Here is a 25,349-nt window from a genome sequence, read left to right on the forward strand (position 1 = left end):
TGCGAAAAAAGGGCGAGCGCCATCCACACCGATGCCTCGCATCGATTGCGGTGTGAAAGAGAGAAAGAAAGAGGGAGGGAACTGCCGGCGCCTGCGGCCGGCGAGCTCAGCGGATCAGGCTGACCGCTGAATCACTTGGCTATGCACTGCGATGCATAGGCGTCCGCATGCGACTGCAGGACGTTTTCCGCCAGCAAGCGGAATTCAGGCTTGCCCGCCGCGCCCTTGGCGACTTCGAACACGTGATAGTTCTGGACCGGGAAGTTGTTGGCGCCGAAGCGGAACGCACCGCGCACGGACTTGAACGGCGTCGTGGCAATGGCCTTTGTCAGCGCCTTGCGGTTGGAGGCATCGCCCTTGAGCTTTGCAAGGGCGGCGTCGAGCGCCATTGCGGCGTCGTAGCTGAAGGCAGCATAGGCGGAGGGCATGCGTGCGTACTTCTTCTCGAAGGCTGCGACGAACTGGCGGGACTCGGCCCCCGGGTTGCCGGGCGACCAGGCGTCGGCGGTAATGACGCCCACGGCGGCGCTGCCCATGGCAGTCATCGAGGTGCCCTCGACGGTGTTGGTCGTATAGAGCGGGATCTTGCCGAGCAGGCCGGCCTGCTGATACTGCCGCACGAAGGTCACGCCGAGCCCGCCAGGATAGAAGGCGAAGACCGCCTCGGGCCGGGCTGCGCCGAGGCGCGTCAGCTCGGCGGAAAAATCCAGCTGGTTCAGCGGCGTGTAGAGCTCGTCGACGATCTCGCCCTTGTAGAAGCGCTTGAGCCCGGCGATCTTGTCCTTGCCGCCGACAAAGTTCGGCGTCATCACGCTGATGCGCTTGACGCCCTTGTCCGTCAGGTACTTTCCCATGGCCTCCGCGGGCACATCGCTTTGCCACGAGGTCACGAAAAGGTTCGGCTTGCATTGCGCGCCTGCCGCAGCCGACACGCCGGCGACCGACCCGAGGAACGGCACGTCCGTCGATGCGATCTTGTTTTGAAGCGCCATCATGATGTTGGCGAAGGTCAGGCCGGTGACCACGTCGACCTTCTCTTTCTCGAGCAGCTTCGAAAGGGCGCCAAGCGCAACCTCGGGCTTCTGCTGATCGTCTTCCTTGAAGAGGGTGGCGGTGGTGCCGCCGAGCTTGCCGCCCAGTTGCTCGAGCGCGAGGTTGAAGCCGTCGAGCTGGTCGCGTCCGACATCGGCCGAAGGGCCGCTCAGCGTGGCGAGGAAGCCCACTCTCACGTCGGCATGGGATGCCGAGGCCAGCAAGGCGATGCAGAGGGCGAGAGCGTTGTGCTTGATGGTCTTGTTCATGATGTCTCCTCACAGGTGGGGTTTTGGCGGGGCGGCGCTAGAGAAGGCGGGCGGACTGGTCCGACAGCCGCACGGCGACGGAGAAGCCGCCCTCCATCAGCAGCCATTTCTTGACCTCGATCGTCACCACGCCCTCTTGCACGAAGGGATCACACGACAGCAGCTCCCGCGCATGCGAGGCGGACGCGGCGCGCACGATCGACAGGCCGCCGAGCGAGCCGGGCGCGCTCGTGTCGTCCGTGAAAGGCCCGGAGGCGAACAGCTCGCCGCGGCGTTCCGCGGCGATCATCCAGTGCAGGTGTGCCTCCAGCAATTGCGGCATGCGCGCCAGGTCGCCCGGCTTTCGCAGCGCCACGTAGAGCGGCTTGTTGAGCATGGCGCGCAGCAGCTCATGCGCGCTCTGGTCTTGCGCGGCCATCACTCGCGCTCTTCAAAGTTCATGGGGAACTCCGGCGGCGGCGGTGTCGCCGCCCACACCGCGGTCAGCTCTTGCGGCGTGACGTTCAAGGCTTCCCATTCGCTGTCGTCCTCTGGAATGACGTCGATGTCCCAGAAATATTCGACCAGGCTGTTCCACGGATCGCGGATGTAGTGGAAGTAGTTCGAGCCGCCCACGTGCCGCCCCAGCCCGAAGCCGTCCTTGTAGCCCGCACGCAGCAAGGTCTGCGCGCCGATTTCGATCTCGTCGATGTCGCCGACCTCGAAGCTGAGGTGGTGCAGACCGGTGTGCGTGCTCTGGGCAAAGGCCACGATGTGGTGGTCGCCTCCCGCGCTGCCGCGCAGGAAGGCCAGAACGTCGCCCGCGCGGTCGGACACCTTCATACCCAGGACCTCGGTATAGAACGCGACCGATTTGTCCACGTCGGGGGAGAACTTGATGAGGTGGCCCATGCGCCGCGGTCTGGCCCTTTTCTGTTGCGAGGAGGGATCGCATGCGCGCGTGCCGATGCGGCGGTAGCGGCCGGGCGCATTGATCTCGGCCGGCGCCTGCGTGCTCGATGGCTGCGGCTCGGCCACCTGCACGTTGAGCCAGTCGCCATGCGGGTCGCGAAACCAGATGCCCGCCATCGGCCCGAAAGGGCTGGGGGCCAAGGCCACGCCATGGCGTTCGAGATTGGCCATCAGCGCGTCCATGCCGGCCGCATTGGTGCCGAGCGAGACGTAGCTCAACTTCTTGCGGGCGCCGGGCATCAGGCGCAACAGCTCCTGGGCACTTCCTTCGCAATGGAAGAGCAGGTCGTCACCCGAGACCCGCGTCTCAAGGCCGAAGAGTTCGTAGAAGGCTCGACCGACTTCGAGTTCCGGAACGGTCATGCCCACTTGCAGCAACGAGCGGATCATGGGGCTCTCCTAGCGGATCGGCGAGAAGCTCGCCGGGGTCAGCAATTCGCTGCGCTGCCGCACCACCAGGGCCGCTGTCTTTCCGAGAAAGCTGCGCCACTGCGGATTGGCCGAGAGTGCGGCGCGCCGCGACACGCGGTCTTCGTAAGAGTCGAAGCCCCACAGCTGCACGATGCGGTTCAGCTCGCCGACTTCGGCGACGAAGTACCCGATGAGGCGGCCCAGCGCCTGCTGCTGCAACGGGAGTCCTTCGGCCTCGTAGCCCGCGAGAAATTCAGGCAGCGAGCCGGGCTTCAGTTCATAGGTGCGTTGTTCGATGATCATGGCCAGTCTGGAGAGATCGTGCGGCCGGCGTGGCCGATGCACTCACTCAGTCTCCTTGTTGATGTGGCTGGATTCTGCGTTTTAGCGACCGACCAAACCATACTGAATCGATGATTCATTCGTATAAACGCAATTTGTGGAGCGAGCCGAATGGCGACTCTCACAGCTGCGATGCATGGAGCGAAGACGCAGGCGAACGCTGCCCGTCTTGAGGCTCGTCGAGCCGGAGTGGCGTGACCCGCGCGCCGCTGAGCGGGCCGATGGCGTCAGGTGGGCGCCAGCTGCTGCACGACGAAATCGCGCATCCACTTGTTCGCGGGATCCTGGTGGTAGCGGTCGTGCCAATACAGGAAAATCTCGAAGCTGGGCAGGTCGAGGGGAAGCGGCTTGATGACCAGCGGGTAGTGCTTGGCCAGCGTCTCGGCAAGGACCGCGGGGGCCGACCACAGGAGATCGGAACTCACGACGAAGTGAGGCGCCGCCAGATACTGGGGCAGCCGTATCTTGATGCGGTTTCGCGCACCCGCGTCGATCAGCGCCCGTTCCAGCTGGATATGGCCGCTGCCGGAGTATTCCACCAGCAGATGTTCGCTTTCGCTGAAGCGTTCCAACGTCATTTTCTTGTCGGCGAGCGGATGCCCGGCGCGCATGACGCACACGTAGTGCTGGGTGTGGATCAGGCGACGGTGGATCCCCGCTTCGAGCGACGGCAGGAATCCCAACGCGAAGTCGATCTGTCCGGCCGCCAGACCGCTGACGGTTTCCGGGATCGTTCGAAAGACCGTTCGCAGCCGGATGCCCGGCGCGCACTGTGCAAGGGCCGCCATGATCGGCGGAAAGGACACGGCTTCGCCGATGTCGCGAGTGCGCACGGTGAACATCCGCTTTGCCGTCGCCGGCTCGAAGCCCCGGCGCTCCACCTGCGTCTTGCGGACCATGGACAGCACGTCCAGCAGCATCGGTGCCAGGTCCGACGCCAGGGGTGTGGGCTCCATCTTGCGGCCGACGGGCGTGAACAGCTTGTCCTCGTACTCCTCACGCAGGCGCTTCAGTGACGCGCTCACCGCGGCCTGGGTCAGGCCGAGGCTCTCGGCCGCGCCGGTCACGGAGCGGTCGCGCCAGATGGCCTCGAAGGTATAGAGGAGGTTCAGGTCTTTCACGCGCAAAGTATAGAAGTGATTTATGGGAATGAATCATCGAATCGGTCTGGATTGATGCGCATCGGAACCGCAGAATCCGCTTCCATAACCAGGAGACACAGGTGCTACAACCTCATCACGTCATCGGCATGATCGGCATCGGCCAGCTCGGCCTGCCCATTGCCGTCAATCTCATGCGGGCCGGCTACAGGGTGGTCGGCTTCCGACGCACGGACCGCGAGGCGTTCACGCGCGCCGGCGGCGAGGCGCTGCAATCTCCGGCCGAAGTGACCCGCGCGGCCGACGTGCTGTTGCTGTGCCTGCCTGGTGAAGACGCGCAGGCGGCGGTGCTCCACGGCGCGGACGGTGTCTTGCAGGCTCTCGCTCCCGGCAAGATCGTCATCGAGATGGGCACCTACACGCGGGACTACAAGGTGCAGCAGGCGCTGCGTGTGCAACAGGCCGGCGCCCGCATGCTCGAGGCCGAGGTAAGCGGATCGCCTCCCATGGTGGTCGAGCGCCGCGCTGCCCTGTACGTGGGGGGCGACGAGGGCTTGTTCCAGGAATGCAAACCGGTGCTGGATGCCATCACGGAGCACCATTTCCACCTGGGCGATGTCGGCTCCGCGGTCGCAATGAAGCTGATCGCCAATACGCTCGTCACTATCCATACGCTTGCCGCCGCGGAAGCCATGAACATGGGCGTTCGCGCAGGCTTCGCGCCTGAGCGGGTCGCGGAAGTCATTCGCCAGGGCGCGGGCAATTCCGCCATGTTCACGATCCGCGCGCCGCTGATGGCCGCGCGGGCCTTCACGCCCGCTCCCGGCTCGTTCAACACCTTGCACAAGTACCTGCGGCTCGGCGCCGGGATGGCGCGTGAGCTGGGTTGCGCCACGCCTCTCTTTTCTGCCGCCGCTCCGTACTTCCTGCGGGCACTGGAAGGCGGCATGGGCGAAGAAGACATTGCCGCCGTGATCAAGCTGCTGGAAGCCGAATCGCGTCCATCCAACCCAAGCGGCAGCTTCTCTCTCGAATGACCTCCATGAAGTATCAACTGTTCACTTATGAAAAAACGGAACGCATGGCGCGGTCCGGCATTTCGATCGGCACGGACTGGTTCGACTTGGGCCATGTGGCAAGCACGGCTGGTTGCACGAGCCTGGCAGCGGCGAGCCTCGATGATCTCGTCGCTCGCTGGGCATCGTGCATGCCTGAACTCGACACGCTGGCCGCCGACCTTGCCACCAAGCCGGATCGGTTTTCGTCCGCTGCGCTCGATCCGGCCAGCCTCGTTCTGCGTTCCCCGTTCGGCCGGCCCGGTGCCATCTATGCGGCGGGCGCCAATTACCGCGATCACGTGGAAGCCATGGGCCGCGCCTTCAACCAGAAGCTGGTGCTCGATCCGAAGAAGGAGGGCGTGCCGCCCTGGCACTTCCTGAAGGCAGGGGCCGCAACCCTCTCCGGCCACCGCGGCGAAGTTGCGTATCCGGCGCGCACAGAGCGCCTGGACTGGGAGGCCGAACTCGCTGTCGTGATCGGCAGGCGTGCCGCAAAAGTCAGCGTGAGCAGCGCACTGGATTACGTGGCGGGCTACATGTGCGCCAACGACCTGTCGGCACGCGACCACCTGGTGCGGGACGGCGTGGATCCTTCGTCTCCCTTTCGCTTCGACTGGATCGGGCACAAGTGCTTCAACGGCTCGTGCCCATTGGGGCCGGTATTCACGCCGGCACAGTTCGTCCGCTCGCCGGAGAACCTGGCCATCAAGCTCTGGGTCAATGGCGAGCTGCGGCAGGACTCGAACACCAGCAATCATCTCTATGGCGTTGCCGAACAGATCGCCTACCTGAGCGAGCGCGTGGACCTGCTTCCCGGCGACGTGATCCTGACCGGTACGCCGGCAGGTGTCGGCATGGAGACCGGCACCTTCCTCAAGCGCGGCGACGTGACGAGGGTATGGATCGAGGCGCTCGGAGAGCTCGAAACCCGCATCGTGTAGCCGCGGCTGCATCGCACAACCAGACGGAGGAGGTGTCAGTGAAGCAGGTCTTGAAACAGGCGTCCATGTTCATCCGGTTTTTCATTGTTCCGTTGCTGGCCGCGCTGGTCGCGGGATGCGCAGGCGGCACCCGTGTGGTGGCGGAAGCTGAGCCGCCGTTGCGCGTCATCGTGTTTCCCGGCGCATTCAACTGGCCGCTGTGGGTGGCCGAGGACAAGGGGTTCTTCGCCAGCGAGCGGCTGGCCGTTGCGATCACGCCGACACCGAACTCCACGTTCCAGATGAAGGGCCTGATCCAGGGCGAGTTCGACATCGCCATGACGGCCATGGACAACGTCATCGCCTACCGGGAAGGGCAGGGCGAGGCGGGCGTGGACGGACCCGATCTGGTGGCGGTCATGGGTTCGGATGCGGGCTTCCTGCGGCTGGTCGCCTCGCCGGAGAGCCGCGGCTATGCCGATCTGCGGGGCAAGACACTGTCGGTGGACGCCCTGACCACCGGCTACGCTTTCGTGCTGCTTGAACTGCTGGAGCGCCACGGCCTGGTGCTGGACCGCGACTACAAGACCGAGCGGGCGGGCGGCGTGTTGCAGCGCTACCAGTCGCTGCTGGAGCGCAAGCACGCGGCGACCATCCTGGTGGCGCCGTTCGACGCGATGGCCGAAGCGCAGGGCTTCAACCGCTTGGCCAATGCGACGGACGAGCTTGGCCACTACCAGGGCGTCGTGGCCGCGGTGCGCCAGGGCTGGGCGCGTGCCCATCCGGAGCGCGTGCGGGGCTACATCCGCGCCCATGCGCGCGCCGTCGACTGGCTGCGCGAGCCCCGCAACAAGGACGAGGCGCTCAGGGTCTTCCTGGCCCACATGCCGCCGAACACACCGCCGCAGGCAGCGGACAGCGCCTACCGCGCGCTGCTGTCCGGCCCCGAAAGCTTCCAGCGCGGGGCACGGATCGACCTTGCAGGCGTCGAGACCGTCGTGAAGCTGCGCGCCAAGTTCGGCAGGCCCGGCGCCAAGCTGCACGATGCCGCGACCTACTACGACCCGAGCTTCCACGAAGCCGCTTTTCACAACCACTGAACCGGGAGCCCGACATGTACCGCAGAACCCTTCTCCAGGGAGCCGCCGGTGCGGCCGCCGTCATGGGCTTGCCTGGTTGCGTCACCACGCCAGGCACGACGCAGGCCGACCTGATCCTTCGGGGCGGAAGGATCCACACGCTCGATGCACGCAACCGCGTGGTGTCGTCCGCCGCCGTGCGTGACGGCAAGATCCTGGCGGTCGGTTCCGATGCGGAAACCGCGGCATTCCAGGGGCCCGGCACGAAGCTGGTCGAACTGGCCGGCCGCGTGGTGATCCCGGGGCTCAACGACTCGCACATCCACCTGATCAACGGGGGACTCCAATACAACCTGGAGGTGCGCTGGGACGAAGTCGAGTCGCTGGCCGATGCGCTGCGCCTCTTGCGGGAGCAGGTGCAGCGCACGCCGCCCGGCCAATGGGTGCGCGTGCTGGGCGGCTGGTCGGAGTTCCAGTTCGCCGAAAAGCGCATGCCCACCATCGAGGAGATCAACGCCGTCTCGAACGATGTGCCGGTGATGCTGCTGCACTTCTACGACACCGCGCTGCTGAACAAGGCGGCGCTGCGGGCGCTGGGCTACACGAAGGACACGCCGCAGCCCGCCGGCGGCGAGATCGTGCGCGACGCGCTCGGCCATCCCACAGGCGTGATCCTGGCCAAGCCCAGCATGTTCTCGGTGTATTCGGCGATGCGCCGCGCACCGCAACTCGACCATGCGGCGCGGCTGAACTCGATGCGCCAGTTCATGGGCGAACTCAACCGCGTGGGCATCACGAGCGTGAGCGACGGCGGCGCCGACAACAACCTGGCCGACTACGCATTGATGAGCGAGCTGGCCGGCGGTCGGCACCTCACGGTGCGCGTGGCCTGCAGCATGTTCAGCTTCTCGCCGGGCAAGGAGTATGAAGATTTCGCGTCCTGGATCCGCCAGGTGAAACTGACCGACGACCCGATCTACAAGATCCGCGGCGCGGGCGAGATCCTCACTTTCTCGGCCTTCGATTCGGCCAACTTCCTGCTGCCGCGGCCGAACCTGCAGCCGACAGGCGAAGCGGAGTTCGAGAAGGTCATCCGTCTGTTCGTCGAGCACGGCTGGCCGTTCCAGTTCCATGCGTCCTACGACGAGTCCATCACGCCACTGCTGGGTGTGCTGGAGCGCGTGCAGCGCGATGCCCCGCTCGACCGCGTGCGCTGGTTCCTCGATCATGCCGAGACGATCTCGCCGCGCAACATCGACCGCGTGAAGGCGCTGGGCGGCGGCATCGCCGTGCAGAACCGCATGACCTTCCAGGGCGAGAGCTTCTTGCGCCGCTACGGGGCCGGCGTGGCCGATCGCGCGCCGCCCGTGGGCGAGATGCTGCGTGCCGGCGTGCCAGTCGGCCTGGGCACCGATGCAACCCGCATCGCGAGCTACAACCCGTGGATCTCGCTGCAGTGGTTCGTGACCGGGCGCACCGCCGGTGGCCTGCAGATGGTGGGCGCCGCGAACCGGCTCGACCGGCAGCAGGCGCTGCGGCTGTACACCCAGGGCAGCGCCTGGTTCTCCGGCGACGAGGCGGCCAAGGGTTCGCTCGAGCCGGGCAAGCTGGCAGACCTGGCCGTGCTGTCGGCCGACTATTTCGCCGTGCCCGAGGACCAGATCCGCAAGATCGAATCGGTGCTGACGGTGATGGACGGGCAGGTCGTGCATGCCAAGGGGCCTTACCGTTCGATGGCGCCGGCACCACTGCCGGTGAATCCGGACTGGTCACCGGTCGCCTCGGCCCGCGCGGCCGAGGAGGAGGGCCGCTACCTTGCCAAGGCAATGCGCGGGTCGCACGCCTGCGGCCACACGCACGCCGATGGAGACAGCTGCGCCGGCCACATCCATGCGCACAGCTGGATCGCCAGCGGCGAAGGCGGCATGTGGTCGCTCAGCTGCAATTGCATGGTCGCATGAGAAAAGCGCGGCGCCATGGTAGGCGCCGCGTCGCTCAAGGCAAGGGCGGCGCGCCCTCGTAGGCGCGCTGCAGCATCGCGCGCAATGCGGCACGGGCTAGCGGCCTCGGGTTGGGGTACGGGTTCTGCACGGCGAGATCGGCCACGCGGTCGAGCGACGCCGCCGGCAGGCCGAGTTCCTTCAGCGCCAGCGGTGCGCCTGTCGCCCGCATGAGTTCGTGAATCGCCTGCGGCACGCGGTTCTCCGCAGCGCCGAGCGCGCGCGCCGCACGCGACATGGCCTCCGGTGCGCTGGCGGCGTTGTAGGCCAGCGTATGCGGCAGCATCACCGTGTGGGTCTCGGCGTGCGGCAGGTTGTAGCTGCCGCCCAGCGTGTGGCACAGCTTGTGATGCAGGCCCATGGACACGGCGCCCAGCACCGTGCCGCACAGCCAGGCGCCGTAGAGCCCCTGTTCGCGTGCCGCGTCGGATTGCGGCGCTTCCTGCAAACCCTGGAGCGCAGCGGCCATGGCGCGCAGGCCTTCCTCCGCCATGAGCGACACCACCGGGTTTCGATCGTGCGCATAGAGCGCCTCCGCGGCGTGTGCCATGGCATTGAAGCCGCTGGTCACGCACACCCTGAGCGGCAGCGTGCGAATCAGGTCCGGGTCGTACAACACGGTGCGCGGCAACACCCGTGCATCGCGGCCGGTCTTCTTGATGCCATCCTCGGTGATGCCGTAGATGGACGTCATCTCGCTGCCGGCGTAGGTGGTGGGAATGGCCACGATGGGAAGCGCATGCTCCAGCGCGATGGCTTTGCCCAGGCCGATGGTCGAACCGCCGCCGACGGCGACCATGCCATCGGCGCCCACCGACCGGGCGTGGGCCACGGCTTCGCGCGCGGTCTCGATGGGTACATGCATGGCGGCACGATCGAAGACGCCGGCGGCACGCGCGCCCAGTCGCGCCGCGACCGACTCCGCGGTTTCGCGCTGCTCGGGCGTGCACAGCACCAGCGCACGCCGCACGTTCAAGGCAAGCAGTTCCTCTTCGAGGCGGCTCAGGCTGCCGCGTCCGAACAGCACGCGGGCCGGCGCGCATTGGTAGGTGAAGGCCAGGTGCTCCATCGTTCAGTCCGCCGACGGTGTGCTGCGGTTCAACACGAAGTCGTAGTCCAGCGTGTAGTAGACCGGAGGCTTGGCCGGGTCGTCGCTTTCGTGGCGCTCCCAATCGGCGATGAGACTCGGGCGGACGCCGAAGACTGCATCGGATTCCAGGTAGGGCCCGCCACGCCGGAACACGTGAGTGATCAAGCGTTCATAGCCTTCCGCCTGGATCATGAAATGCAGGTGCGCCGGGCGCCAGGGGTGGCGGCCGAGGGAATCAAGCATGGCGCCCACCGGGCCGTCGTGCGGAATCGGGTACTCATGCGCGACGATGGAGCGGAAGTGGCAGCGGCCATCTGCATCGGTGCGCAATTGGGCGCGGGCCCGATGCTCGGACAGCGACGGGTCAGGTTTCTGCACGTCGTAAAAACCTTCTTCGTCGGCCTGCCAGACATCGACCAGCGCGTGAGCAACCGGTTCGCCGTCTGCCCCGGTGACCCGGCCCTGCACGAAGCAGGGCGCACCTTTGGCGCCGTTGGCGATGTCGGCGCCATGCTCGATCATCGGCGCGCCCTCGACGAAGAAGGGCCCGAAGACCGTGGCCTCGGTGCAGCCCGCCGGCTTGCTGTTGTTCTGAGCCATGACCAGCGTGGACAGTCCGAGCACGTCCGACAGCAGGATGAACTCCTGCCGCTTGTCGTCGGTGATGTGTCCCGCGTCGGTGAGAAACCGGATGCCGCGCCACCACTCGTCCTCGGTGAGTTTCACCTCGCGGGCGAAGTCGTGCAGATGACGCACCAGGCTGGCCATTACGCTGCGCAGCCGGGCATCGGGGCATCGATCCATCGACTCGAGCACGGCCTCGGTGATGGTGAATGAGTCGAGCGGTTTCATGGGTGGTTCTCCTGAAGGGAATGGTGGCCCGTGGCCTGGTCGAACACGGCCTGCGCCTCGTCGGCGGAGCTGCCGCGCCAGGCGACGATCTGGTCGGGACGGATCAACACGAGCGGTGCCTCGTACAGGTCGCGCAGCATGGGCTCTGCAAGCCGCACGATCCGCAGGTCCAGGCCGCGCGCGTGCGCCATCGCTTCGAACGGCGCCGTGTCGGGCGGCTCCAAGCCCAGCGCGAGCACCGTCCAGTCGCGCCCGAAAAGATCGAACAGCGAACGGCCATCGTCCAGCCAGGCGTGCGGCGGCCGGCCGCCGGGGCAGGCGGTGGGGACGTAGCGATTGGGCTCATCGGGCGGCGCCGCCGTGCCATCGGCCACGATCACCGGCGAGCCGTCGTAGCGCCCGCCGAAAGTGACACCGGGAATGTTGAACTCCAGCCGTGCGTGCGCGTCCAGATGCTCGGCGGCGGCGCGGCGCTCGGCATCGCCACGGGGCGAATCTTCTTCGAGTTCGGGGCTCGCAGCGAACAGGCCGACCGAATCGGCGAATCGTCTCGCGTAGCCGGTGTTGCGCTCGGCCAGCGGACGGCGCTCCGCCTCGTAGCTTTCCAGCAGCGCCGCGGGCGCCAGCCCGCGCAGTACTGCGGCCAGCTTCCAACCCAGGTTCACCGCGTCTTCGACCGCGGTGTTGTAGCCCAGGCCGCCGGTGGGCGTGAACAGATGGGCCGCATCGCCCGCGATGAACACGCGGCCGCGCTGGAACTGTTTGGCGACGAGGGCGTGGCCGGCCTGCCAGACGCCCATCGACAAGATGTCGATCGGCACGTCCACGCCGACCGTCTGCGCGAAGATGCGCCGCGCATCGGCTTCGGTCCAGGTCTCCGGGTTCTCGTGCGGATGCACCGCCGCATGAAAAGCGTACTCGGCGACGCCGTCCACGGACGCCATGAAGGCACGCCGCTCATGATTGACCGCGACGTACATCCAGGCCTTGGGATGCGTCAGCGCCGAGATGAATTGCGGAGACCTTAGGTAGATGGCGAACATCTTGCCGCCCATGAAGTCGCGCTGGATGCCGGTGACGCCGCCCCATTCGACGCCGAGCTCGGTACGCACGATGCTGCGCGGGCCGTCGGCCCCGACCAGGAACCTGGCCTTCACCTCGACCGGGTCACCGCCTTCCGTGGGCCGGATGCACGCATCGATGCCGTCGCCGGCGTCGGCGAAGCGTTCCAGCCGCCAGCCGTAGCGCACGTCGGCCGTGGGCCACGCCTCGGCATGGCTGCGCAGCGCCGCCTCCACGAACTTCTGCGAAACGCGGTGCGGCAACTCGGCCGCGCTCCACGAACCGGTCATCGACCTGATCTTCTCGGTGGCCTCCGCCGCCGTTGGCAAGTGAATGCGTGCCAGTTCATGGCCCGTGTAGCGCGTGAAGTAGGCGATGTCGGTCGGATGGTCGGCCGGCAGGCCCAGGCGCCGGATCTCGTGCGCGAAGCCCAGCCGGCGGAAGTGCTCCATCGTGCGCGCCTGGGTGGCGTTGGCCTGCGGGTTGAAGGCGGTTCCCGGCTTCGCATCGACCAGCAGGCAGCGGATGCCCCGTCGGCCGAGTTCGTTGGCGAGCATGAGGCCGCACGGGCCGCCGCCCGCGATCAGGATTTCTGTCTCCAGCGTGCGTGGCTGCACGGTGGCAGTAGTATTGGTGGAATAGGTCATGGACATGGGCCGTATGGGCTCGGCATCGCCGGCGAAGCGATGGCTCCGCATAGATGCTTAGGTTACCTAAATACTTCAGGATTGCAAGACTTTGAGGAATTCCCCTACGCCCGGAAAGGGAGCGCGCGTCGACGAGGGCTGGCGCACCGACAACGTCGGACGACTGCTCAGCAGCGCGCTTCGCCGCTTCGAGGAGCGCGTCATGTCGCTGATGGTCGAGCGCGGCCATGCGCAGACGCGCCGCTCGCATGTCAATCTCACGCGCCACCTCGACATCGGAGGTACGCGCATCACCGAACTCGCCCGGCGCGCCGCAATGACGAACGCGGCGATGACGGAGCTGATCGACCAATGCGAATCGATCGGGCTCGTCGAGCGGATGGCCGATCCCGCGGACAAGCGCGTGCGCATCGTCCGGTTCACGCCGGTCGGTGAAAGCTGGCTGAAGGATTTCGGCCGCGCCGTGGCGCAGGCGCAGCGCGAGATGTCGAAGGAGGTGGGTGAGGACCAGTTGGCCGTGGTGCTGGCCGCGCTGGCAAGCTACGCGGGCACGGGCGGGGAGCCCTGAGGGCGCCCCGCGATCCCCGCGATCCCCGCGGGCTCGGCGGGGAAATTCAACGGCTTGCTACACGCCCAGATACTGATGAACGATCTGCGGCTGCGCGCGCAGTTCGGTGGAGCTGCCTTGCCAGACCACGCGCCCTTTTTCGATCACGAAGTGCCGGTCCGCCAGGTTCAACAAGGACTTGACGTTCTTGTCGATGACGATCTGCGACAGCCCGTCGCGCTTGAGATCGGCGAGCGAGCGCCAGATCTCGTTGCGGATCAGTGGCGCGAGGCCTTCGGTGGCCTCGTCGAGCACCAGCAGGCGCGGATTGGTCATCAGCGCGCGGCCGATGGCCAGCATCTGCTGCTCGCCGCCGGAGAGCTGCGAGCCGAGGTTGCCGCGCCGCTCCTTGAGGCGAGGAAAGAACTCATACACGCGGTGCAAACTCCAACGCTCGCCAATGCCCTTCTTGTTGTCGCGCGCGGTGGCGACCAGGTTCTCTTCCACCGTGAGATTGGGAAAGACCTGGCGGCCCTCGGGCACCAGCGCAAGGCCGTGGCGCGCGATGCGGTGCGAGGGCAGGCTGTCCACGCGGGTGCCGCCCACGGAGATGCTGCCGGCCGAAACGGGCAGCATGCCGAACAGGCACTTGACGGTGGTCGAGCGGCCCATGCCGTTGCGGCCGAGCAGGGTGACGACCTCGCCTGTGCCGACCGAGAAGGAGATGTCGAACAGCGCCTGCGCATGGCCGTAGGAGGCCTGCACGCCTTGGACCGATAGGAATTCGCTCATGCTTCGGCCTCTTCTTCGCCTAGGTAAACGGCCCGCACTTCGGGATGGTTGCGGATCTCTTCCGGCGTGCCGGTGAACAAAATCTTTCCGTAGACCAGCACGCTGATGCGGTCGGCCAAGGCAAACACCGCGTCCATGTCGTGCTCGACCAGCAGGATCGTGTACTGGCGCTTCAGCTGCTGCAGCAGCGCGATGACGCTGGTGGATTCCTGCACGCTCATGCCGGCCATGGGCTCGTCGAGCAGCAGGAACTTGGGTCCGGCCGCCAGGCTCATGGCCAGCTCGAGCTGGCGGCGCTCGCCATAGCCGAGGTCGCCGGCCGGCACATGGAGGCGGTTTGCAAGGCCCGTGGCGGCAAGCGCCTCTTCGGCGGACTGGCGCGCTTGGCGGTCAGCCGCCATGGGTTGCCAGAACCGGAAGGCGTGCTTGCGCGAGGCCAGCGCTGCGAAGGTCGCGTTCTCGATCACGCTGAAATCCTCGAAGATCGAGGTGATCTGGTAGGACCGCAGCAAGCCGCGTTGCGCGCGTTGGTGGATGGGCAGCGCGGACACGTCGGCGCCGCGGAACCACACGCTGCCGCTGTCCGCTTCGAGCTCGCCGGACAGCTGGTTGATGAGGGTCGTCTTGCCGGCCCCGTTGGGGCCGATGATGGCGTGAAGCTCGCCTTCATGGATGTCGAGCGACACCGAGTCGGTGACGAGCAGTGCGCCAAAGCGTTTGGTCAGCCCGTCGGTGCGAAGGACGCTGGTGGTCATCATGCGGATCCTTTCGCTGCGGAGATCGCATTGCGTGCCGTGGCCGAGTCGTCGACAAGCGTTGGTGCCTTGGGCGTTGGCCTTGCGTCGAAGCGCTCCAGCAAGCCGACGATGCCTCGCTTGCCCAGCAGTGCAACGATCACGATCAGTGGCCCGAAGATGACCATCCAGTGCTCGGTGAAGCCTTTCAGGACCTCTTCCAGGCCAAGAAAAACCAACGCACCCATGAGAGGCCCGAACACCGTTCCCAGGCCGCCGATTACGACGATGACGATCAGCTCGCCCGAGACGGACCATGCGAGCGTGCTGGGTGAAGCAAAGGCGTTGAGGTTGGCCAGCAGCAGCCCCGCGACGCCGCACAGCATGCCCGACACCACATACGCCAGCAGCTGGTAGCGAACCACCGGAATGCCGGCGGCACTCACCCGGCGCGCGTTCTGTCTGGCACCGCGGATCACCATGCCGAACGGCGCGACGCGCAGGCGCGCGAGCCACCAGATCGAAAGCACCAGCACGACGAACGCCGCGACATAGACACTGGTCGCCGACGACAGGTCGATGGGCCCGAAGCGGCTGCCCAGAGCAATCGACAGGCCGTCGTCGCCGCCGTAGTTCTTCAGACTCACGAACAGGAAGTAGCCCATCTGCGCAAAGGCCAGCGTGATCATGATGAAGGCGATGCCGCTGGTGCGAAGGCTGATCGCGCCAGTGACCAGCGCGACCAGGCCGCAGGCACCCAGGCAAAGCAGCAGGTGGACCCAGCCGCTGCCGACGCCGTGGAACGAGGCCAGTCCGACCGCATAGGCGCCGAGCCCGAGGAACAGCGAATGGCCGAAACTCACCAGGCCGCCATAGCCCAGCGCGATGTTGAGCGCGCAGGCGGCGATCGCATAGATGATGATGCGCGCGAAGAAGGCGATGTAGAAGGTCTGGCCGGTGGCCTCGGCCACGAACGGCACGCTTGCCAGCAGCAGCAGGACCAGCAGCGGCACCCAGGTGCTCGGGCGGGAAAGAAGTGTGGTCATGGGACTACCGGTTGGCGGGGAAGAGACCTTGGGGGCGCCACGCGAGCACCACGGCCATGAGCAGGTAAACCAGCATCGAAGCCAGCGCGGGACCGGCCGCATCGGCAAAGGAACGCTCGGTGACCTGGCGCAGCAGGAACGGCAGGAACACGCGGCCCATGGTGTCGACGATGCCCACGATCAGCGCGGCATAGAAGGCGCCGGTCACGGAGCCGATGCCGCCGATGACGATGACCACCAGCGTCGTGATGAGGACCGACTCGCCCATGCCCGATTGCACCGACAGGATCGGCCCGGCCATCGCGCCGGCCAGCCCCGCCAGCATCGCGCCGACGGCGAAGAGCATCGCGTTCAGCAGGCGGATGTTCACGCCGAGCGCGGCCACCATCGCGGGATTGACGGCGCCGGCGCGGATCAGCATGCCGACCTTGGTCTTGTTGATCAGCAGCCAGGAGCCGACCGCGACGGCCAGCCCGACCGCGATGATCGCGATCCGATACGAGGGGTAGCTGAATCCGCCGATGTCGATGGCGCCGCTCAGGAACTCGGGCACTTGCAGGAAGACGGGTTGCGACCCCCAGATGATGCGCACCAGTTCGTTGAAGAACAGGACGAGGCCGAAGGTGGCCAGCACGTGATCGAGGTGGTCTCGCCTGTAAAGCCGAGATACCGCCACGAACTCCAGCGCCAGGCCCAGCAGCAGCGAGCCGCCCATGGCCGCCGCGACGGCCCATCCGAACGACCCCGTGTACTGGAAGGCCGTCGCCGCGAAGTAGGCCCCCATCATGTACAGCGAGCCGTGCGCCAGATTCACGAAGCTCATGATGCCGAAGACCAGCGTCAAGCCCGCCGCCAGCAGGAACAACAAGACCCCGTACTGGAGCCCGTTGAGCAGCTGTGCAAGAACAACCGTGCTGCTCATGGGATCACTTCAGCGCGCACTGCGCGTGGTAGGCGTCGACCTGCTTCGGCAGCGGCGTGGCCAGCAGCTTGCCGGTGACGCTGCTGCCGTTCTTCACGGTCTCGAACGCGTAGTAGTTCTGCACCGGCAGGTTGTTGTTGTTGAAGGCGAAGGGCCCCCGCACCGATTTGACTTCGCTGCCCGCGGCCTTGACGGCGGCGGCCAGCGCCTTGCTGTCGCCGGCCTTGGCCTTGCCCAGCGCAATGTTCAGGATGTTGGCCGCGTCGTAGGCCGTTGCGGCGTACTCGCTGGGCGTGCGCTTGTATTTGGCCTCGAAGTCGGCCACGAACTTCTTGCTCTCGGGCGTGTCCAGCGCCGCATCCCACATGGCGCCGCTGATGCTGCCGACGGCCGCGTCGCGCAAGGCGGGGAGGGTGGTGCCGTCGACGGTGAAGACCGAGTAGAGCGGCAGCTTGCCCATCAGGCCGGCCTGGGCCATCTGCTTGATGAAGTTCACGCCCATGCCGCCGGGATAGAACACGAACACGGCATCGGGCTTGGCCGCCTGCAGCTGCGCGAGCTCGGCGGAATAGTCGGGCTGGTTGACCTGGGTGTAGACCTCTTCGACGATCTGGCCCTTGAAGTAGCGCTTGAAGCCGGTCAGCATGTCCTTGCCGGCCTGGTAGTTGGGGGCCATCAGGTAGACCTTTTTCACGCCCTTGTCCTGCGCGAACTTGCCCATGGCTTCGGCTGCGCCGTCGTTCTGCCAGGCGGTCGAGAACACATTGGGCTTGCAACCGGCGCCGGCCAGGGGCGACGGCCCCGAGTTGGTGGCAATGGCGACGACGCCGGACTCCGCGATGCGCGGCAAGCTGGCCATCATCACGTTGGAAAAACTCAGTCCGACGATGGCGTCGACCTTGTCCTTGTCGATGAACTTGCGCACGATCTGGCCACCGATCTCCGGCTTGAGCTGGTCGTCTTCCTTGAGCACCGTGGCCGGTTGCCCGCCCAGCTTGCCGCCGAGCTGCTCGACCGCCAGCATGAAGCCGTCGACCTGGTCCTGGCCGACGACCGCGATCGGCCCCGACAGCGGCGCCATGAAGCCGATGGTGGCTGCCGCGGCGAGCTGGCTGGCGCCCGCGCAGGCGAGGGCGGCCAGAACCAGGCTGGTGCGGCGAAGGGAAGGAGTGCGTGTCGTCATGTCTTGTCTCGAGTGCTTATGAAATAAAAAAAAGGGTTGCAAGGGCGGCGGGGCCGGCCGAGCGCCGTGCAGCGTGCTACGCCAGCTCGCCCGCCTGCGTTCGGTGCGCGTGCAGCGCTTCGAAGATCGGTCCGTCGCTGAAGCGGAAGAGATCGAGCGTTCCGTGGCTCGCCGCGTCGCAATGGGCCGAGAACGGCTGCCACGACGGCACGACGAACATGTCGCCGCGCTTGACGCTCCATTGCTGCTCGCCCACCTTCACCGTGCCGCTGCCTTCGAACACCTGGTAGACCGATGAGCCGACCTCGCGCTGCACCACGGTGCTCGCGCCATTCCTGATGCGGTGCATCTCGGTGCGCATCGTGGGCAGCACGTCCCGTCCGGTGCTCGGGTTCGTGAAGCGAACCGCGGCGTGGCCAGGGCTCAATGTGGCGGGATGGCCTTCATCCTCCAGCGCCAGCTGGTCGGCCAGGGCGCGGTCGGTGTCGACCCAGCGGTAGGCCAGGAGCGGCGTTGCTGTCGGCGCCTCCGGCTGCGACAGCGGACGCAGGCCCGGGTGGCCCCAGAGGCGCTCCGAGCGCGAGCGCTCCGGCGTGGCCTTCTCGACCGTGCTGACGCGCTCGCGGCCGAATTCGAAGAACTGCGACTCCGTGTAGTACGAGAACGGAATGTCCAGCCCGTCGATCCACGCCATCGGCGCGGTGGCCGCGTTGTGATGGGAATGCCAGTTCCACCCGGCTTGCGGCAGGAAGTCGCCGCGCGACATCCGCACCGGATCGCCGTTCACCACGGTCCACACGCCTTCGCCTTCCACAACGAAGCGGAACGCGTGCTGCGAGTGGCGGTGCTCCGGTGCGTCCTCGCCCGGCATCAGGTACTGGATGGCGGCCCACAGCGTGGGCGTGGCAAACGGCCTGCCGCCGAGGGCCGGATTGGCCAGTGCGATGGCGCGCCGCTCGCCGCCGCGGCCCACGGGCACGATGCGCCCCGCCTCGCTGGCCAGCTCGACCAGGCGATCCCAGCGCCACAGATGGGGCACCGCCTTGCTGCGCGGGTGCCGCGGCATCAGGTCGCCGATCTCCGTCCACAGCGGAACGAGCAGCTCGCTTTCGAAGCCCCGGTAGAGCTGCTCGAGCGCGGGGCTGGGTTCGGGTTGGCCCGGACCCGCGACGGCCTTCAGGCGCACGGGGGAGGGGACGGTGTCGACTGTCATGGAAGTTCCTTCGTGGGGATCGCTGCAGCGAGCGCTCGCGTGGCGCTTCTGTCCGCTGTGTCGTTTTGTCGGGAGCCGGATTACGTCGGCTTGCGCTTCACTCGGCCGGACCGACCGTGAGCGTGATCTCGCCCACGCCGGCCACGCTGCCTTCGACGCGATCGCCAGGCCGGAGCGCGCCCACGCCTTCGGGTGTCCCGGTGAAGATCAGATCGCCGGGCTGCAGGTGGTAGTACTTCGACAGGTCCTCGATCAGCTCGGGGATGTTCCAGATCAGTTTGGAAAGATCGGAGCGCTGGCGCTCTTGGCCGTTCACGCTCAGTGCCAGCGCGCCTTGCTCGAGCACGGTGCCGGCCATGGGGACGACCTCGGACACCACCGACGACTGCTCCACGTCCTTGCCGAGGTCCCAGGGCCGGCCCTTGTCGCGGGCCACGAGCTGCAGGTCGCGCCGCGTCATGTCCAGGCCGCAGGCGTAGCCGTAGATCAGCTTGTGCGCATCGGCGCGGTCGACGCGAAAACCGGGTGCTCCGACGACGAGCACCAGCTCCATTTCGAAGTGGTAGTTGGCCGTGCCGGGCGGATAGGCCACGGTGGCGCCGGATTCCACCAGCGTCGGCAGGCTCTTCGTGAAATAGAACGGCACCTCCACCGTCTTGTCGACCGGCCGGCCCATCTCGATGGCGTGGGCGTGGTAGTTGCGGCCGACGAAGAACAGCCGGTTCACGGGCAGGCGCTCCGTCTTGCCGCGAACGGGCAGCGAGGCGATCGGAGGAGGGGTCCAGAGATAGGTGGTGGTCATGATGTTTGCAGTGCGTGGATCGGGGCGGACGCGCGTTGCGCATCCGTAAGTCAAAGCTTGGAGAGCGGCACCTGAAGGTCGGCGAGCTGGGCTGCATCGACGCTGGTGCGGCGCTCGATCAGGCGCCGCGCAAAGCGCAGGTCGCGCGCAGAGTTGGGGCCCAACGCGGCGACGACCTTGTCGCCGTCGAGGAAGAACATCACGAAGCTGCCGGCGCTCTGGTCGCCGCGCAGCACTACGCGATGCGCCGGCGCAGGCATGCCAAAGATCTGCAGGTTGACGTCGTACTGGTCCGACCAGAACCAGGGCAGCGGCTGATGGTTCACCGCGGTGCCGAGCGCGGCGCGCGCGGCGGCGATGCCTTGCTCCTGGGCGTTCTGCCAGGACTCGAGCCGCATCCGCCGGCCGGCCCATTCGCAGTGCCATGCCGCCACGTCGCCCGCGGCCAGGATGTCGGGATCCGACGAGCGGCATTGCGAATCGACCAGCACGCCGCCATCGCACGCCAGGCCCGCCTCGCGGGCGAGTTCGTCGTTGGGAACGAGGCCGACACCGATGAGGACCGCGTCGCACGCGAGCTCGCTTCCGTCGCCGAACGACGCCATGAGGCCGCCTTGCGCGCTCTGTGCCAGGCGCTCGATGCCCGTGCCCAGGCGCACATCGACGCCGTGCGCGGTGTGCAGCTGCAGCAGGTAGTCTGAAATTTCGGGCGGAACGGTGCGCTCGCACAGCCGGCCCATCGCTTCCACGACGGTGACGTCCAGGCCCTTCTTGCGGGCCGTGGCGGCCACCTCGAGTCCGATCCAGCCGCCGCCGACGACGAGCAGCCGCTTGCCGGCAGACAGCGCGGCACCGAGCGCCGCCGCATCCTCGATGCTGCGCAGGGTGAACACGCCGGGCAGATCCGCACCCGGGATAGTGAGGCGGCGTGCCCGTCCGCCGTTGCAGAGGATGAGCTTGTCGTAGGCAACGGGCTCTCCACGCGTGAGGCGAAGCTGCTTCGCCGCCCTGTCGATGAAGGTCGCGCCCACGTTCGGCCGCCAGTCGATGCCGAGTGCATCGAAGGCTTCCGGTTTCAGCAGATGGGTCGTGTCCGCGTGGGCGTCTCCGGAGAGCACCGCCTTGGACAGCGGCGGGCGCTCGTAGGGACGATGGGGCTCGTCGCCGATCAGGACCACGCGGCCCGCGAAGCCCTCGCTGCGCAGCGTCTGCGCGGCCCAGCCGCCGGCCTGGCCGGCGCCCACGATGACGATGGTTTCGGTGGTCATGGGTGCAAAAAGGCCATGGAAGAAAGGAGAGGCATCAGTCCAGCGAGAGGAACACGCGGCCCGCGTCGATCTTCACGGGGTACGAGCGGATCGCCTCGGTTACGGGGGCGCAGGTCGGCTTGCCGTTGCGCACGTCGAACTTGCCCTGGTGCAGGGGGCACTCGATCTCGTGCCCTTCGAGGAAGCCCTCGCACAGGCGCGCATGGCCGTGGGTGCACACGTTGTCGGTCGCGTAGATCTGGCCGTCCACGTTGTACAGCGCGATGTCGCGCCCGCCGACCACCATGCCGACCACATCATCGGTGGGCACCTCGTCGACGGTTGCGGCGTCGGTCCATTGGAATTCGCTCATGGCTGGCCTCAGAGGGGATAGATGACGGAGTTGGGGATCATTTCGCTGTCGTAGATGACCTGGCGCGAGGCGAACTTCAGTCCCTGTTCGGTGCGCACGACCACGTCGATGTAGCGACCCACGCTGAAGACGCTCGAGAGTTCGGACAGCTTGGTGCGGAACACCGCGTAGTTGGCTTCGCACTCGAAGCGGTCCGCCTCGGCCTTCAGCACGAGGGGCGTTCCGACGACGTGGCGCTGGTAGTAGGGGTCGTGGAACAAGGTCTCGCGAATGCCGTAGACCCGGTCCTTCAGCATGCCTTTGCTCTCGAACGACAGCGTGGCCAGCGGAAAGCCGCGGTCGTAGTTCTCGCGCGGCTGCAGCCGGTAGCTGCAGTCGTCCGTGAAGAACTCCGGCCAGAGTTCCCATTCGCCGGAGCTCACGGCCTGGGCATAGCGGGCGTAGAGCTGGGTCAGGTCGAAGTAGTCCTGGAAGTTCATCTCAAGCCTCCATGACCTTGCGCCAGTACTCGTACATGCCCCGGATCAGCGTCTCGGTCACCATGTGGTCCGTGTCGCCGACCTCGCGGCCGCCGAGTTCGGCAAGCGTGCGGTGGAAGGGCTTCTGTTCGAAGCCTTTCTGCGAAAGCTCGATCACCTCGCCGTCGTCGGCCGAGACGAAGCCTGCCGGACCGAAAAGGTTGGCCTGGCGCAGCCGCCGCTGTGTCATCGCATCCTCGTCGTCCTCGAAGCCGAAGTGCGTCCAGACGAAGTCGAAGGCGCCGGGGCCGCTCGGCTGGATGTGCCGGGTCGAGACGCTGTTGACCTGCTGCTGGAAGATCACGCTCGGGAACAGCGTCATCATCACCGCCGTGGGGCCCTTCCACCACGGCTCGGGCACGATGTCCAGGAAGCGGTCGTCGTTGAGCTTCATGCTTTCCTTGAAGCTCGACACCTGCGTGACTTCGTTGGCCTTGCCGCTGGCGCCGCGGGTCGAGATCATGGCGGCGTGCCGATGATGGCTGTCCATCTTGAGCTCCGACTTGTTGTCCGCACGCCAGAGCCCGAAGGTGACGAACCACGTATGCAGGAGGCCCGGGTGGTACGGGTCCTTGATGTTCTCCTGCATCAGCTTCCAGTTGCCGGGAATGCGCTGGCGGTTGTAGCCGAGGATCGTCAGCTTGCGGCCGTTGAACAGGCGGTCGAAGTAGCCCAGGATTTCCGGGCCCATGAAGTCTTCGAGCGACTCCACGTCCGCATCGAAGGACGCGAACACCACGCCGCCGCGGGTCGCGACCTTGAGTTTGTTGAGGCCGTGGTCGGCCGGCTTGAAGTCGGCCGGCATCCCGCCGTTGACCTTGCCGTCCTGCTTGACGCCGCGCCGGAAGGGCACGCCTTGCAGGTCGCCGCCCAGCGAATAATTCCACTGGTGGTAGGGGCAGGTGAAGCCGCTGGCCTTGCGGTTGCCGTGCCGCTCGCGGCAGAACTGCATGCCGCGGTGCGCGCACACGTTCTCCACCACGCTGATGGAGTCCTCGGCATCCCGCACCATGATCACCGAGCGTTCGCCGACGACGGTGCGCTTGAAATCGCCGACCTCCGGAATCTCGGCCTCCAGGCCCACGTAGCACCAGTGGCCGCGGTAGAACAGGCGCTCGAGCTCGCGCCGGTGCTGGTCGGCCTCGGTGTAGGCCATGAAGGGGATGCGGCTGGTGCCCTTGTCTTCCCAGTGGATCTTCTGGGGAAAGACTGCTGATGTGTCATCCATGTGTTGTCTCCTGTGCGGCCATGTTGCATGCGCCGCTCGTCTCGTGGTACCCGATGATCGACAGTTCGGCCCCATCGTTCAATAGAATGTGCCGAATACCTCATATAGATTTCGCGAATGGGAGCCGGCGTGGAGCTCAAGGACATCGACCTCAACCTGCTGGTGGTGTTCAACCAGCTGCTCATCGATCGACGTGTGTCGAAGGTGGCGACGAATCTCGGCCTTTCGCAGCCGGGCGTGAGCAACGCGCTGGCGCGCCTGCGCAAGCTGACCGACGACCCCCTGTTTCTTCGCACGCCCAAGGGCATGGAACCGACGCCGTTCGCCGAACAGCTGGCCGCACCGACCGCGAGCGCGCTGCAAACGATCCATGCCGCGATCAACCAGCGCAGCTCGTTCGATCCCGCCACCTCGACGCGCGCCTTCACCATCGGCATGACCGACATCGGGGAGATCTACTTCCTGCCCAAGCTCATGAAAGAGCTGGCGCGCGTGGCGCCGGGCCTCTCGCTCAGCACCGTGCGCAACACGGCGGTCAATCTGCAGGACGAGATGGAGTCGGGTCACGTCACGCTTGCCATCGGCTTGCTGCCGCAGCTCAAGAGCGGTTATTTCCAGCGGCGATTGTTCAAGCAGCACTACGTCTGCATGTTTCGCAGCGGCCACGCGCTGGACAAGCGGCAGATTTCGCTGGCCGAGTTCTCGCAGGCCGACCACGTGGTCGTGGTGTCGGAGGGAACCGGCCACGGCAAGGCCGACGAGCTTCTCAGCCGCAAGAAGATCGATCGCAAGGTCGTGCTGACCGTGCCGCACTATGTGGCGGTCGGGCACATCCTGCACGACTCCGACCTGGTGGCCACCGTCCCCGAGCGGCTCGCTCAAGCGCTGGCCGGGCCCTTTGGCTTGTCATATGTCCGCCATCCCGCCAAGCTGCCGGAGATCGCGATCAGCCTGTTCTGGCATGGGCGGTTTCACCGCGATCCCGCCGTGGCCTGGATGCGTGCCTTGATCGTCCGGCTGCACGGGGAGGGCGCTTCCGCCTGAGTTCAGGCCGACAGCGAGGGTGCCGGACTCAAGCGCGCCACCCAAGGCGGCTGGATGCTTCTGCGGCCGCATGGCGAACGGCTGACGCGGCACTGGAGTTCCAGTCGGCTGAGAAACTGTCCTGATGCCCCAGCGCCGTGATCACGATCACGGGTTCGCCGTCGTGATCGAGGACAGGGGCGCTGAAAGCGTTGACGCCGGGAATCGGCTTTCCCTCGGCGCGTGTGACGCCGTGGTCGCGGAGCTCCGCCACAGCCTCGCGCAGTTCCCTGGTCTTCGGCTTCAGCAGCGGTGCTTTCCGGTCTTCCGGATCGCCGAGCGCCACCGCCATGGCCTTCTCGATGCGCTCGGCGGGCAGCACGGCCGCAAACGCGCGGCCGGTGGCCGTGCCGAGGATCGACATCACGGTGCCGGCGCGCATCGAGACGTGCAGCGGTTCGCGCGCCTCGATCATCCGGATGATCGTCGGCCCGAAATTGCCCCAGATGGCCACCGCCACCGCGTGGCCGGTGGACGCCGCCAGCTGCTGCGCGATGGGCAGCACGACCCGGACGGGGTCCAGCTGGTGCAGGCACGTCAGTCCCAGCTGCAACGCGGCCGGGCCGAGCGCATAGCGGCCGGTTTCGGCTTCCTGTTCGATCAACCCGAGCTTGCCGAAGCTCACCAGGTACGGGTGGGCGCGTGAAGCGGGAAGACCGGATCGGCTCGAGAGGTCCCTGAGCGTCAGGGGCGTCTGGCTGTCGGCCAGCGCAAGCAGCAATCGCCCCCCCACCTCGATCGCCTGGACGGCCCGCTGCGCCTTGTCTTCCTTCGCGGCTTCTTCGGGATGGCTGTCTCGCATATCACCTTTCAAGTTGCTGGAAGTCTAGTTCGCCGCCAACGACGAG

At 66.6% G+C, this 25,349-nt stretch carries 26 protein-coding genes; 6 read left to right on the forward strand and 20 right to left on the reverse strand.

What is annotated here, in order from left to right; genetic code table 11:
- Positions 1–131: 131 nt before the first annotated feature.
- The 5 genes from ASC78_RS01455 to ASC78_RS01475 all read right to left on the reverse strand — a co-directional run bounded on the left by ASC78_RS01455 (position 132) and on the right by ASC78_RS01475 (position 4,126).
- Entirely contained in the window at positions 132–1,301 is a 1,170-nt protein-coding gene (locus ASC78_RS01455; protein ID WP_055795435.1) for an ABC transporter substrate-binding protein, read from the reverse strand.
- Positions 1,302–1,338: 37 nt separating this feature from the next.
- On the reverse strand, positions 1,339–1,719 hold the full coding sequence (locus ASC78_RS01460; protein ID WP_055795437.1) for a YciI family protein: 381 nt from the start codon (positions 1,717–1,719) through the stop codon (positions 1,339–1,341).
- Positions 1,719–2,642, reverse strand: a complete 924-nt coding sequence (locus ASC78_RS01465; RefSeq protein WP_055795438.1) for a VOC family protein — start codon at positions 2,640–2,642, stop codon at positions 1,719–1,721. Before ASC78_RS01465 ends, ASC78_RS01460 begins: the two co-directional genes overlap by 1 nt.
- A gap of 9 nt (positions 2,643–2,651) precedes the next feature.
- Positions 2,652–2,966, reverse strand: coding sequence for an NIPSNAP family protein (locus tag ASC78_RS01470; protein ID WP_055795441.1), 315 nt, complete (start codon positions 2,964–2,966; stop codon positions 2,652–2,654).
- 266 nt (positions 2,967–3,232) lie between these two features.
- Complete coding sequence (locus ASC78_RS01475; protein ID WP_055795925.1) at positions 3,233–4,126, reverse strand: LysR family transcriptional regulator; 894 nt, start codon at positions 4,124–4,126, stop codon at positions 3,233–3,235.
- Between the two features lie 101 nt (positions 4,127–4,227).
- On the opposite strand from ASC78_RS01475, the gene ASC78_RS01480 reads away from it, so the two are divergent.
- From ASC78_RS01480 to ASC78_RS01495, 4 genes are all read left to right on the forward strand, one after another.
- The gene (locus ASC78_RS01480; protein WP_235504947.1) at positions 4,228–5,142 is read left to right on the forward strand and encodes an NAD(P)-dependent oxidoreductase; all 915 of its coding nucleotides are present in this window, start codon (positions 4,228–4,230) and stop codon (positions 5,140–5,142) included.
- 5 nt (positions 5,143–5,147) lie between these two features.
- Entirely contained in the window at positions 5,148–6,104 is a 957-nt protein-coding gene (locus ASC78_RS01485; RefSeq protein ID WP_055795928.1) for a fumarylacetoacetate hydrolase family protein, read from the forward strand.
- A 65-nt stretch (positions 6,105–6,169) separates the two neighbouring features.
- Positions 6,170–7,183 carry an ABC transporter substrate-binding protein gene (locus tag ASC78_RS01490; RefSeq protein WP_055795445.1) on the forward strand — a complete coding sequence of 338 codons (1,014 nt, stop codon included), beginning with the start codon at positions 6,170–6,172 and terminating at the stop codon, positions 7,181–7,183.
- Positions 7,184–7,245: 62 nt separating this feature from the next.
- Positions 7,246–9,123, forward strand: a complete 1,878-nt coding sequence (locus ASC78_RS01495) for an amidohydrolase (protein WP_055795447.1) — start codon at positions 7,246–7,248, stop codon at positions 9,121–9,123.
- A 34-nt stretch (positions 9,124–9,157) separates the two neighbouring features.
- On the opposite strand, the gene ASC78_RS01500 is transcribed toward ASC78_RS01495, so the two are convergent.
- From ASC78_RS01500 to ASC78_RS01510, 3 genes are read right to left on the reverse strand one after another with little or no spacing between them, the layout of a single operon-like run.
- The gene (locus ASC78_RS01500) at positions 9,158–10,231 is read right to left on the reverse strand and encodes a maleylacetate reductase (protein ID WP_055795449.1); all 1,074 of its coding nucleotides are present in this window, start codon (positions 10,229–10,231) and stop codon (positions 9,158–9,160) included.
- 3 nt (positions 10,232–10,234) lie between these two features.
- Positions 10,235–11,104 carry an intradiol ring-cleavage dioxygenase gene (locus ASC78_RS01505; protein ID WP_055795451.1) on the reverse strand — a complete coding sequence of 290 codons (870 nt, stop codon included), beginning with the start codon at positions 11,102–11,104 and terminating at the stop codon, positions 10,235–10,237.
- Positions 11,101–12,813 carry an FAD-dependent oxidoreductase gene (locus tag ASC78_RS01510; protein ID WP_055795930.1) on the reverse strand — a complete coding sequence of 571 codons (1,713 nt, stop codon included), beginning with the start codon at positions 12,811–12,813 and terminating at the stop codon, positions 11,101–11,103. The genes ASC78_RS01505 and ASC78_RS01510 overlap by 4 nt, the downstream gene beginning before the upstream one ends.
- 91 nt (positions 12,814–12,904) lie before the next feature.
- Here ASC78_RS01510 and ASC78_RS01515 point away from each other — a divergent pair, with 91 nt between their 5' ends.
- Positions 12,905–13,381, forward strand: coding sequence for a MarR family winged helix-turn-helix transcriptional regulator (locus ASC78_RS01515; protein WP_055795453.1), 477 nt, complete (start codon positions 12,905–12,907; stop codon positions 13,379–13,381).
- A gap of 57 nt (positions 13,382–13,438) precedes the next feature.
- On the opposite strand, the gene ASC78_RS01520 is transcribed toward ASC78_RS01515, so the two are convergent.
- The 11 genes from ASC78_RS01520 to ASC78_RS01570 form a co-directional block, all read right to left on the reverse strand.
- Entirely contained in the window at positions 13,439–14,152 is a 714-nt protein-coding gene (locus ASC78_RS01520) for an ABC transporter ATP-binding protein (RefSeq protein ID WP_055795455.1), read from the reverse strand.
- Complete coding sequence (locus ASC78_RS01525; RefSeq protein ID WP_055795457.1) at positions 14,149–14,907, reverse strand: ABC transporter ATP-binding protein; 759 nt, start codon at positions 14,905–14,907, stop codon at positions 14,149–14,151. Before ASC78_RS01525 ends, ASC78_RS01520 begins: the two co-directional genes overlap by 4 nt.
- Positions 14,907–15,932, reverse strand: a complete 1,026-nt coding sequence (locus ASC78_RS01530; protein WP_055795460.1) for a branched-chain amino acid ABC transporter permease — start codon at positions 15,930–15,932, stop codon at positions 14,907–14,909. The genes ASC78_RS01525 and ASC78_RS01530 overlap by 1 nt, the downstream gene beginning before the upstream one ends.
- A 4-nt stretch (positions 15,933–15,936) precedes the next feature.
- Positions 15,937–16,854, reverse strand: a complete 918-nt coding sequence (locus ASC78_RS01535) for a branched-chain amino acid ABC transporter permease (RefSeq protein ID WP_055795462.1) — start codon at positions 16,852–16,854, stop codon at positions 15,937–15,939.
- 4 nt (positions 16,855–16,858) lie between these two features.
- Entirely contained in the window at positions 16,859–18,037 is a 1,179-nt protein-coding gene (locus tag ASC78_RS01540; protein ID WP_082517369.1) for an ABC transporter substrate-binding protein, read from the reverse strand.
- Between the two features lie 76 nt (positions 18,038–18,113).
- Positions 18,114–19,250 (reverse strand): cupin domain-containing protein, encoded by a 1,137-nt coding sequence (locus tag ASC78_RS01545; protein ID WP_055795464.1) that lies wholly within the window; start codon positions 19,248–19,250, stop codon positions 18,114–18,116.
- A gap of 97 nt (positions 19,251–19,347) precedes the next feature.
- Positions 19,348–20,052, reverse strand: a complete 705-nt coding sequence (locus tag ASC78_RS01550; protein WP_055795466.1) for a fumarylacetoacetate hydrolase family protein — start codon at positions 20,050–20,052, stop codon at positions 19,348–19,350.
- A gap of 50 nt (positions 20,053–20,102) precedes the next feature.
- The gene (locus tag ASC78_RS01555) at positions 20,103–21,320 is read right to left on the reverse strand and encodes an NAD(P)/FAD-dependent oxidoreductase (RefSeq protein WP_055795468.1); all 1,218 of its coding nucleotides are present in this window, start codon (positions 21,318–21,320) and stop codon (positions 20,103–20,105) included.
- A gap of 34 nt (positions 21,321–21,354) precedes the next feature.
- Positions 21,355–21,672, reverse strand: a complete 318-nt coding sequence (locus ASC78_RS01560) for a non-heme iron oxygenase ferredoxin subunit (RefSeq protein ID WP_055795470.1) — start codon at positions 21,670–21,672, stop codon at positions 21,355–21,357.
- Positions 21,673–21,680: 8 nt separating this feature from the next.
- A complete protein-coding gene (locus tag ASC78_RS01565) occupies positions 21,681–22,151 on the reverse strand; it encodes an aromatic-ring-hydroxylating dioxygenase subunit beta (RefSeq protein WP_055795472.1) in 471 nt (156 codons plus the stop codon).
- A gap of 1 nt (position 22,152) precedes the next feature.
- Entirely contained in the window at positions 22,153–23,418 is a 1,266-nt protein-coding gene (locus ASC78_RS01570) for an aromatic ring-hydroxylating dioxygenase subunit alpha (RefSeq protein WP_055795474.1), read from the reverse strand.
- A 129-nt stretch (positions 23,419–23,547) separates the two neighbouring features.
- Here ASC78_RS01570 and ASC78_RS01575 point away from each other — a divergent pair, with 129 nt between their 5' ends.
- Complete coding sequence (locus ASC78_RS01575; RefSeq protein ID WP_055795935.1) at positions 23,548–24,462, forward strand: LysR family transcriptional regulator; 915 nt, start codon at positions 23,548–23,550, stop codon at positions 24,460–24,462.
- 28 nt (positions 24,463–24,490) lie between these two features.
- Here ASC78_RS01575 and ASC78_RS01580 read toward each other — a convergent pair whose 3' ends face one another.
- A complete protein-coding gene (locus ASC78_RS01580; RefSeq protein ID WP_055795477.1) occupies positions 24,491–25,303 on the reverse strand; it encodes an IclR family transcriptional regulator in 813 nt (270 codons plus the stop codon).
- Between the last annotated feature and the right edge of the window lie 46 nt (positions 25,304–25,349).

This window comes from Variovorax sp. Root318D1, assembly GCF_001424835.1.
Lineage (GTDB): Bacteria > Pseudomonadota > Gammaproteobacteria > Burkholderiales > Burkholderiaceae_C > Variovorax.

Excerpts from the sequence above, each read along its gene's own strand:
- ASC78_RS01455 (WP_055795435.1), bottom strand. The coding sequence starts at position 1,301 with ATGAACAAGACCATCAAGCACAACGCTCTCGCCCTCTGCATCGCCTTG.
- ASC78_RS01460 (WP_055795437.1), bottom strand. The coding sequence starts at position 1,719 with ATGGCCGCGCAAGACCAGAGCGCGCATGAGCTGCTGCGCGCCATGCTC.
- ASC78_RS01465 (WP_055795438.1), bottom strand. The coding sequence starts at position 2,642 with ATGATCCGCTCGTTGCTGCAAGTGGGCATGACCGTTCCGGAACTCGAA.
- ASC78_RS01470 (WP_055795441.1), bottom strand. The coding sequence starts at position 2,966 with ATGATCATCGAACAACGCACCTATGAACTGAAGCCCGGCTCGCTGCCT.
- ASC78_RS01485 (WP_055795928.1), top strand. The coding sequence starts at position 5,148 with ATGAAGTATCAACTGTTCACTTATGAAAAAACGGAACGCATGGCGCGG.
- ASC78_RS01490 (WP_055795445.1), top strand. The coding sequence starts at position 6,170 with ATGTTCATCCGGTTTTTCATTGTTCCGTTGCTGGCCGCGCTGGTCGCG.
- ASC78_RS01495 (WP_055795447.1), top strand. The coding sequence starts at position 7,246 with ATGGGCTTGCCTGGTTGCGTCACCACGCCAGGCACGACGCAGGCCGAC.
- ASC78_RS01500 (WP_055795449.1), bottom strand. The coding sequence starts at position 10,231 with ATGGAGCACCTGGCCTTCACCTACCAATGCGCGCCGGCCCGCGTGCTG.
- ASC78_RS01505 (WP_055795451.1), bottom strand. The coding sequence starts at position 11,104 with ATGAAACCGCTCGACTCATTCACCATCACCGAGGCCGTGCTCGAGTCG.
- ASC78_RS01510 (WP_055795930.1), bottom strand. The coding sequence starts at position 12,813 with ATGACCTATTCCACCAATACTACTGCCACCGTGCAGCCACGCACGCTG.
- ASC78_RS01520 (WP_055795455.1), bottom strand. The coding sequence starts at position 14,152 with ATGAGCGAATTCCTATCGGTCCAAGGCGTGCAGGCCTCCTACGGCCAT.
- ASC78_RS01525 (WP_055795457.1), bottom strand. The coding sequence starts at position 14,907 with ATGACCACCAGCGTCCTTCGCACCGACGGGCTGACCAAACGCTTTGGC.
- ASC78_RS01530 (WP_055795460.1), bottom strand. The coding sequence starts at position 15,932 with ATGACCACACTTCTTTCCCGCCCGAGCACCTGGGTGCCGCTGCTGGTC.
- ASC78_RS01535 (WP_055795462.1), bottom strand. The coding sequence starts at position 16,854 with ATGAGCAGCACGGTTGTTCTTGCACAGCTGCTCAACGGGCTCCAGTAC.
- ASC78_RS01540 (WP_082517369.1), bottom strand. The coding sequence starts at position 18,037 with ATGACGACACGCACTCCTTCCCTTCGCCGCACCAGCCTGGTTCTGGCC.
- ASC78_RS01545 (WP_055795464.1), bottom strand. The coding sequence starts at position 19,250 with ATGACAGTCGACACCGTCCCCTCCCCCGTGCGCCTGAAGGCCGTCGCG.
- ASC78_RS01550 (WP_055795466.1), bottom strand. The coding sequence starts at position 20,052 with ATGACCACCACCTATCTCTGGACCCCTCCTCCGATCGCCTCGCTGCCC.
- ASC78_RS01555 (WP_055795468.1), bottom strand. The coding sequence starts at position 21,320 with ATGACCACCGAAACCATCGTCATCGTGGGCGCCGGCCAGGCCGGCGGC.
- ASC78_RS01560 (WP_055795470.1), bottom strand. The coding sequence starts at position 21,672 with ATGAGCGAATTCCAATGGACCGACGCCGCAACCGTCGACGAGGTGCCC.
- ASC78_RS01565 (WP_055795472.1), bottom strand. The coding sequence starts at position 22,151 with ATGAACTTCCAGGACTACTTCGACCTGACCCAGCTCTACGCCCGCTAT.
- ASC78_RS01570 (WP_055795474.1), bottom strand. The coding sequence starts at position 23,418 with ATGGATGACACATCAGCAGTCTTTCCCCAGAAGATCCACTGGGAAGAC.
- ASC78_RS01580 (WP_055795477.1), bottom strand. The coding sequence starts at position 25,303 with ATGCGAGACAGCCATCCCGAAGAAGCCGCGAAGGAAGACAAGGCGCAG.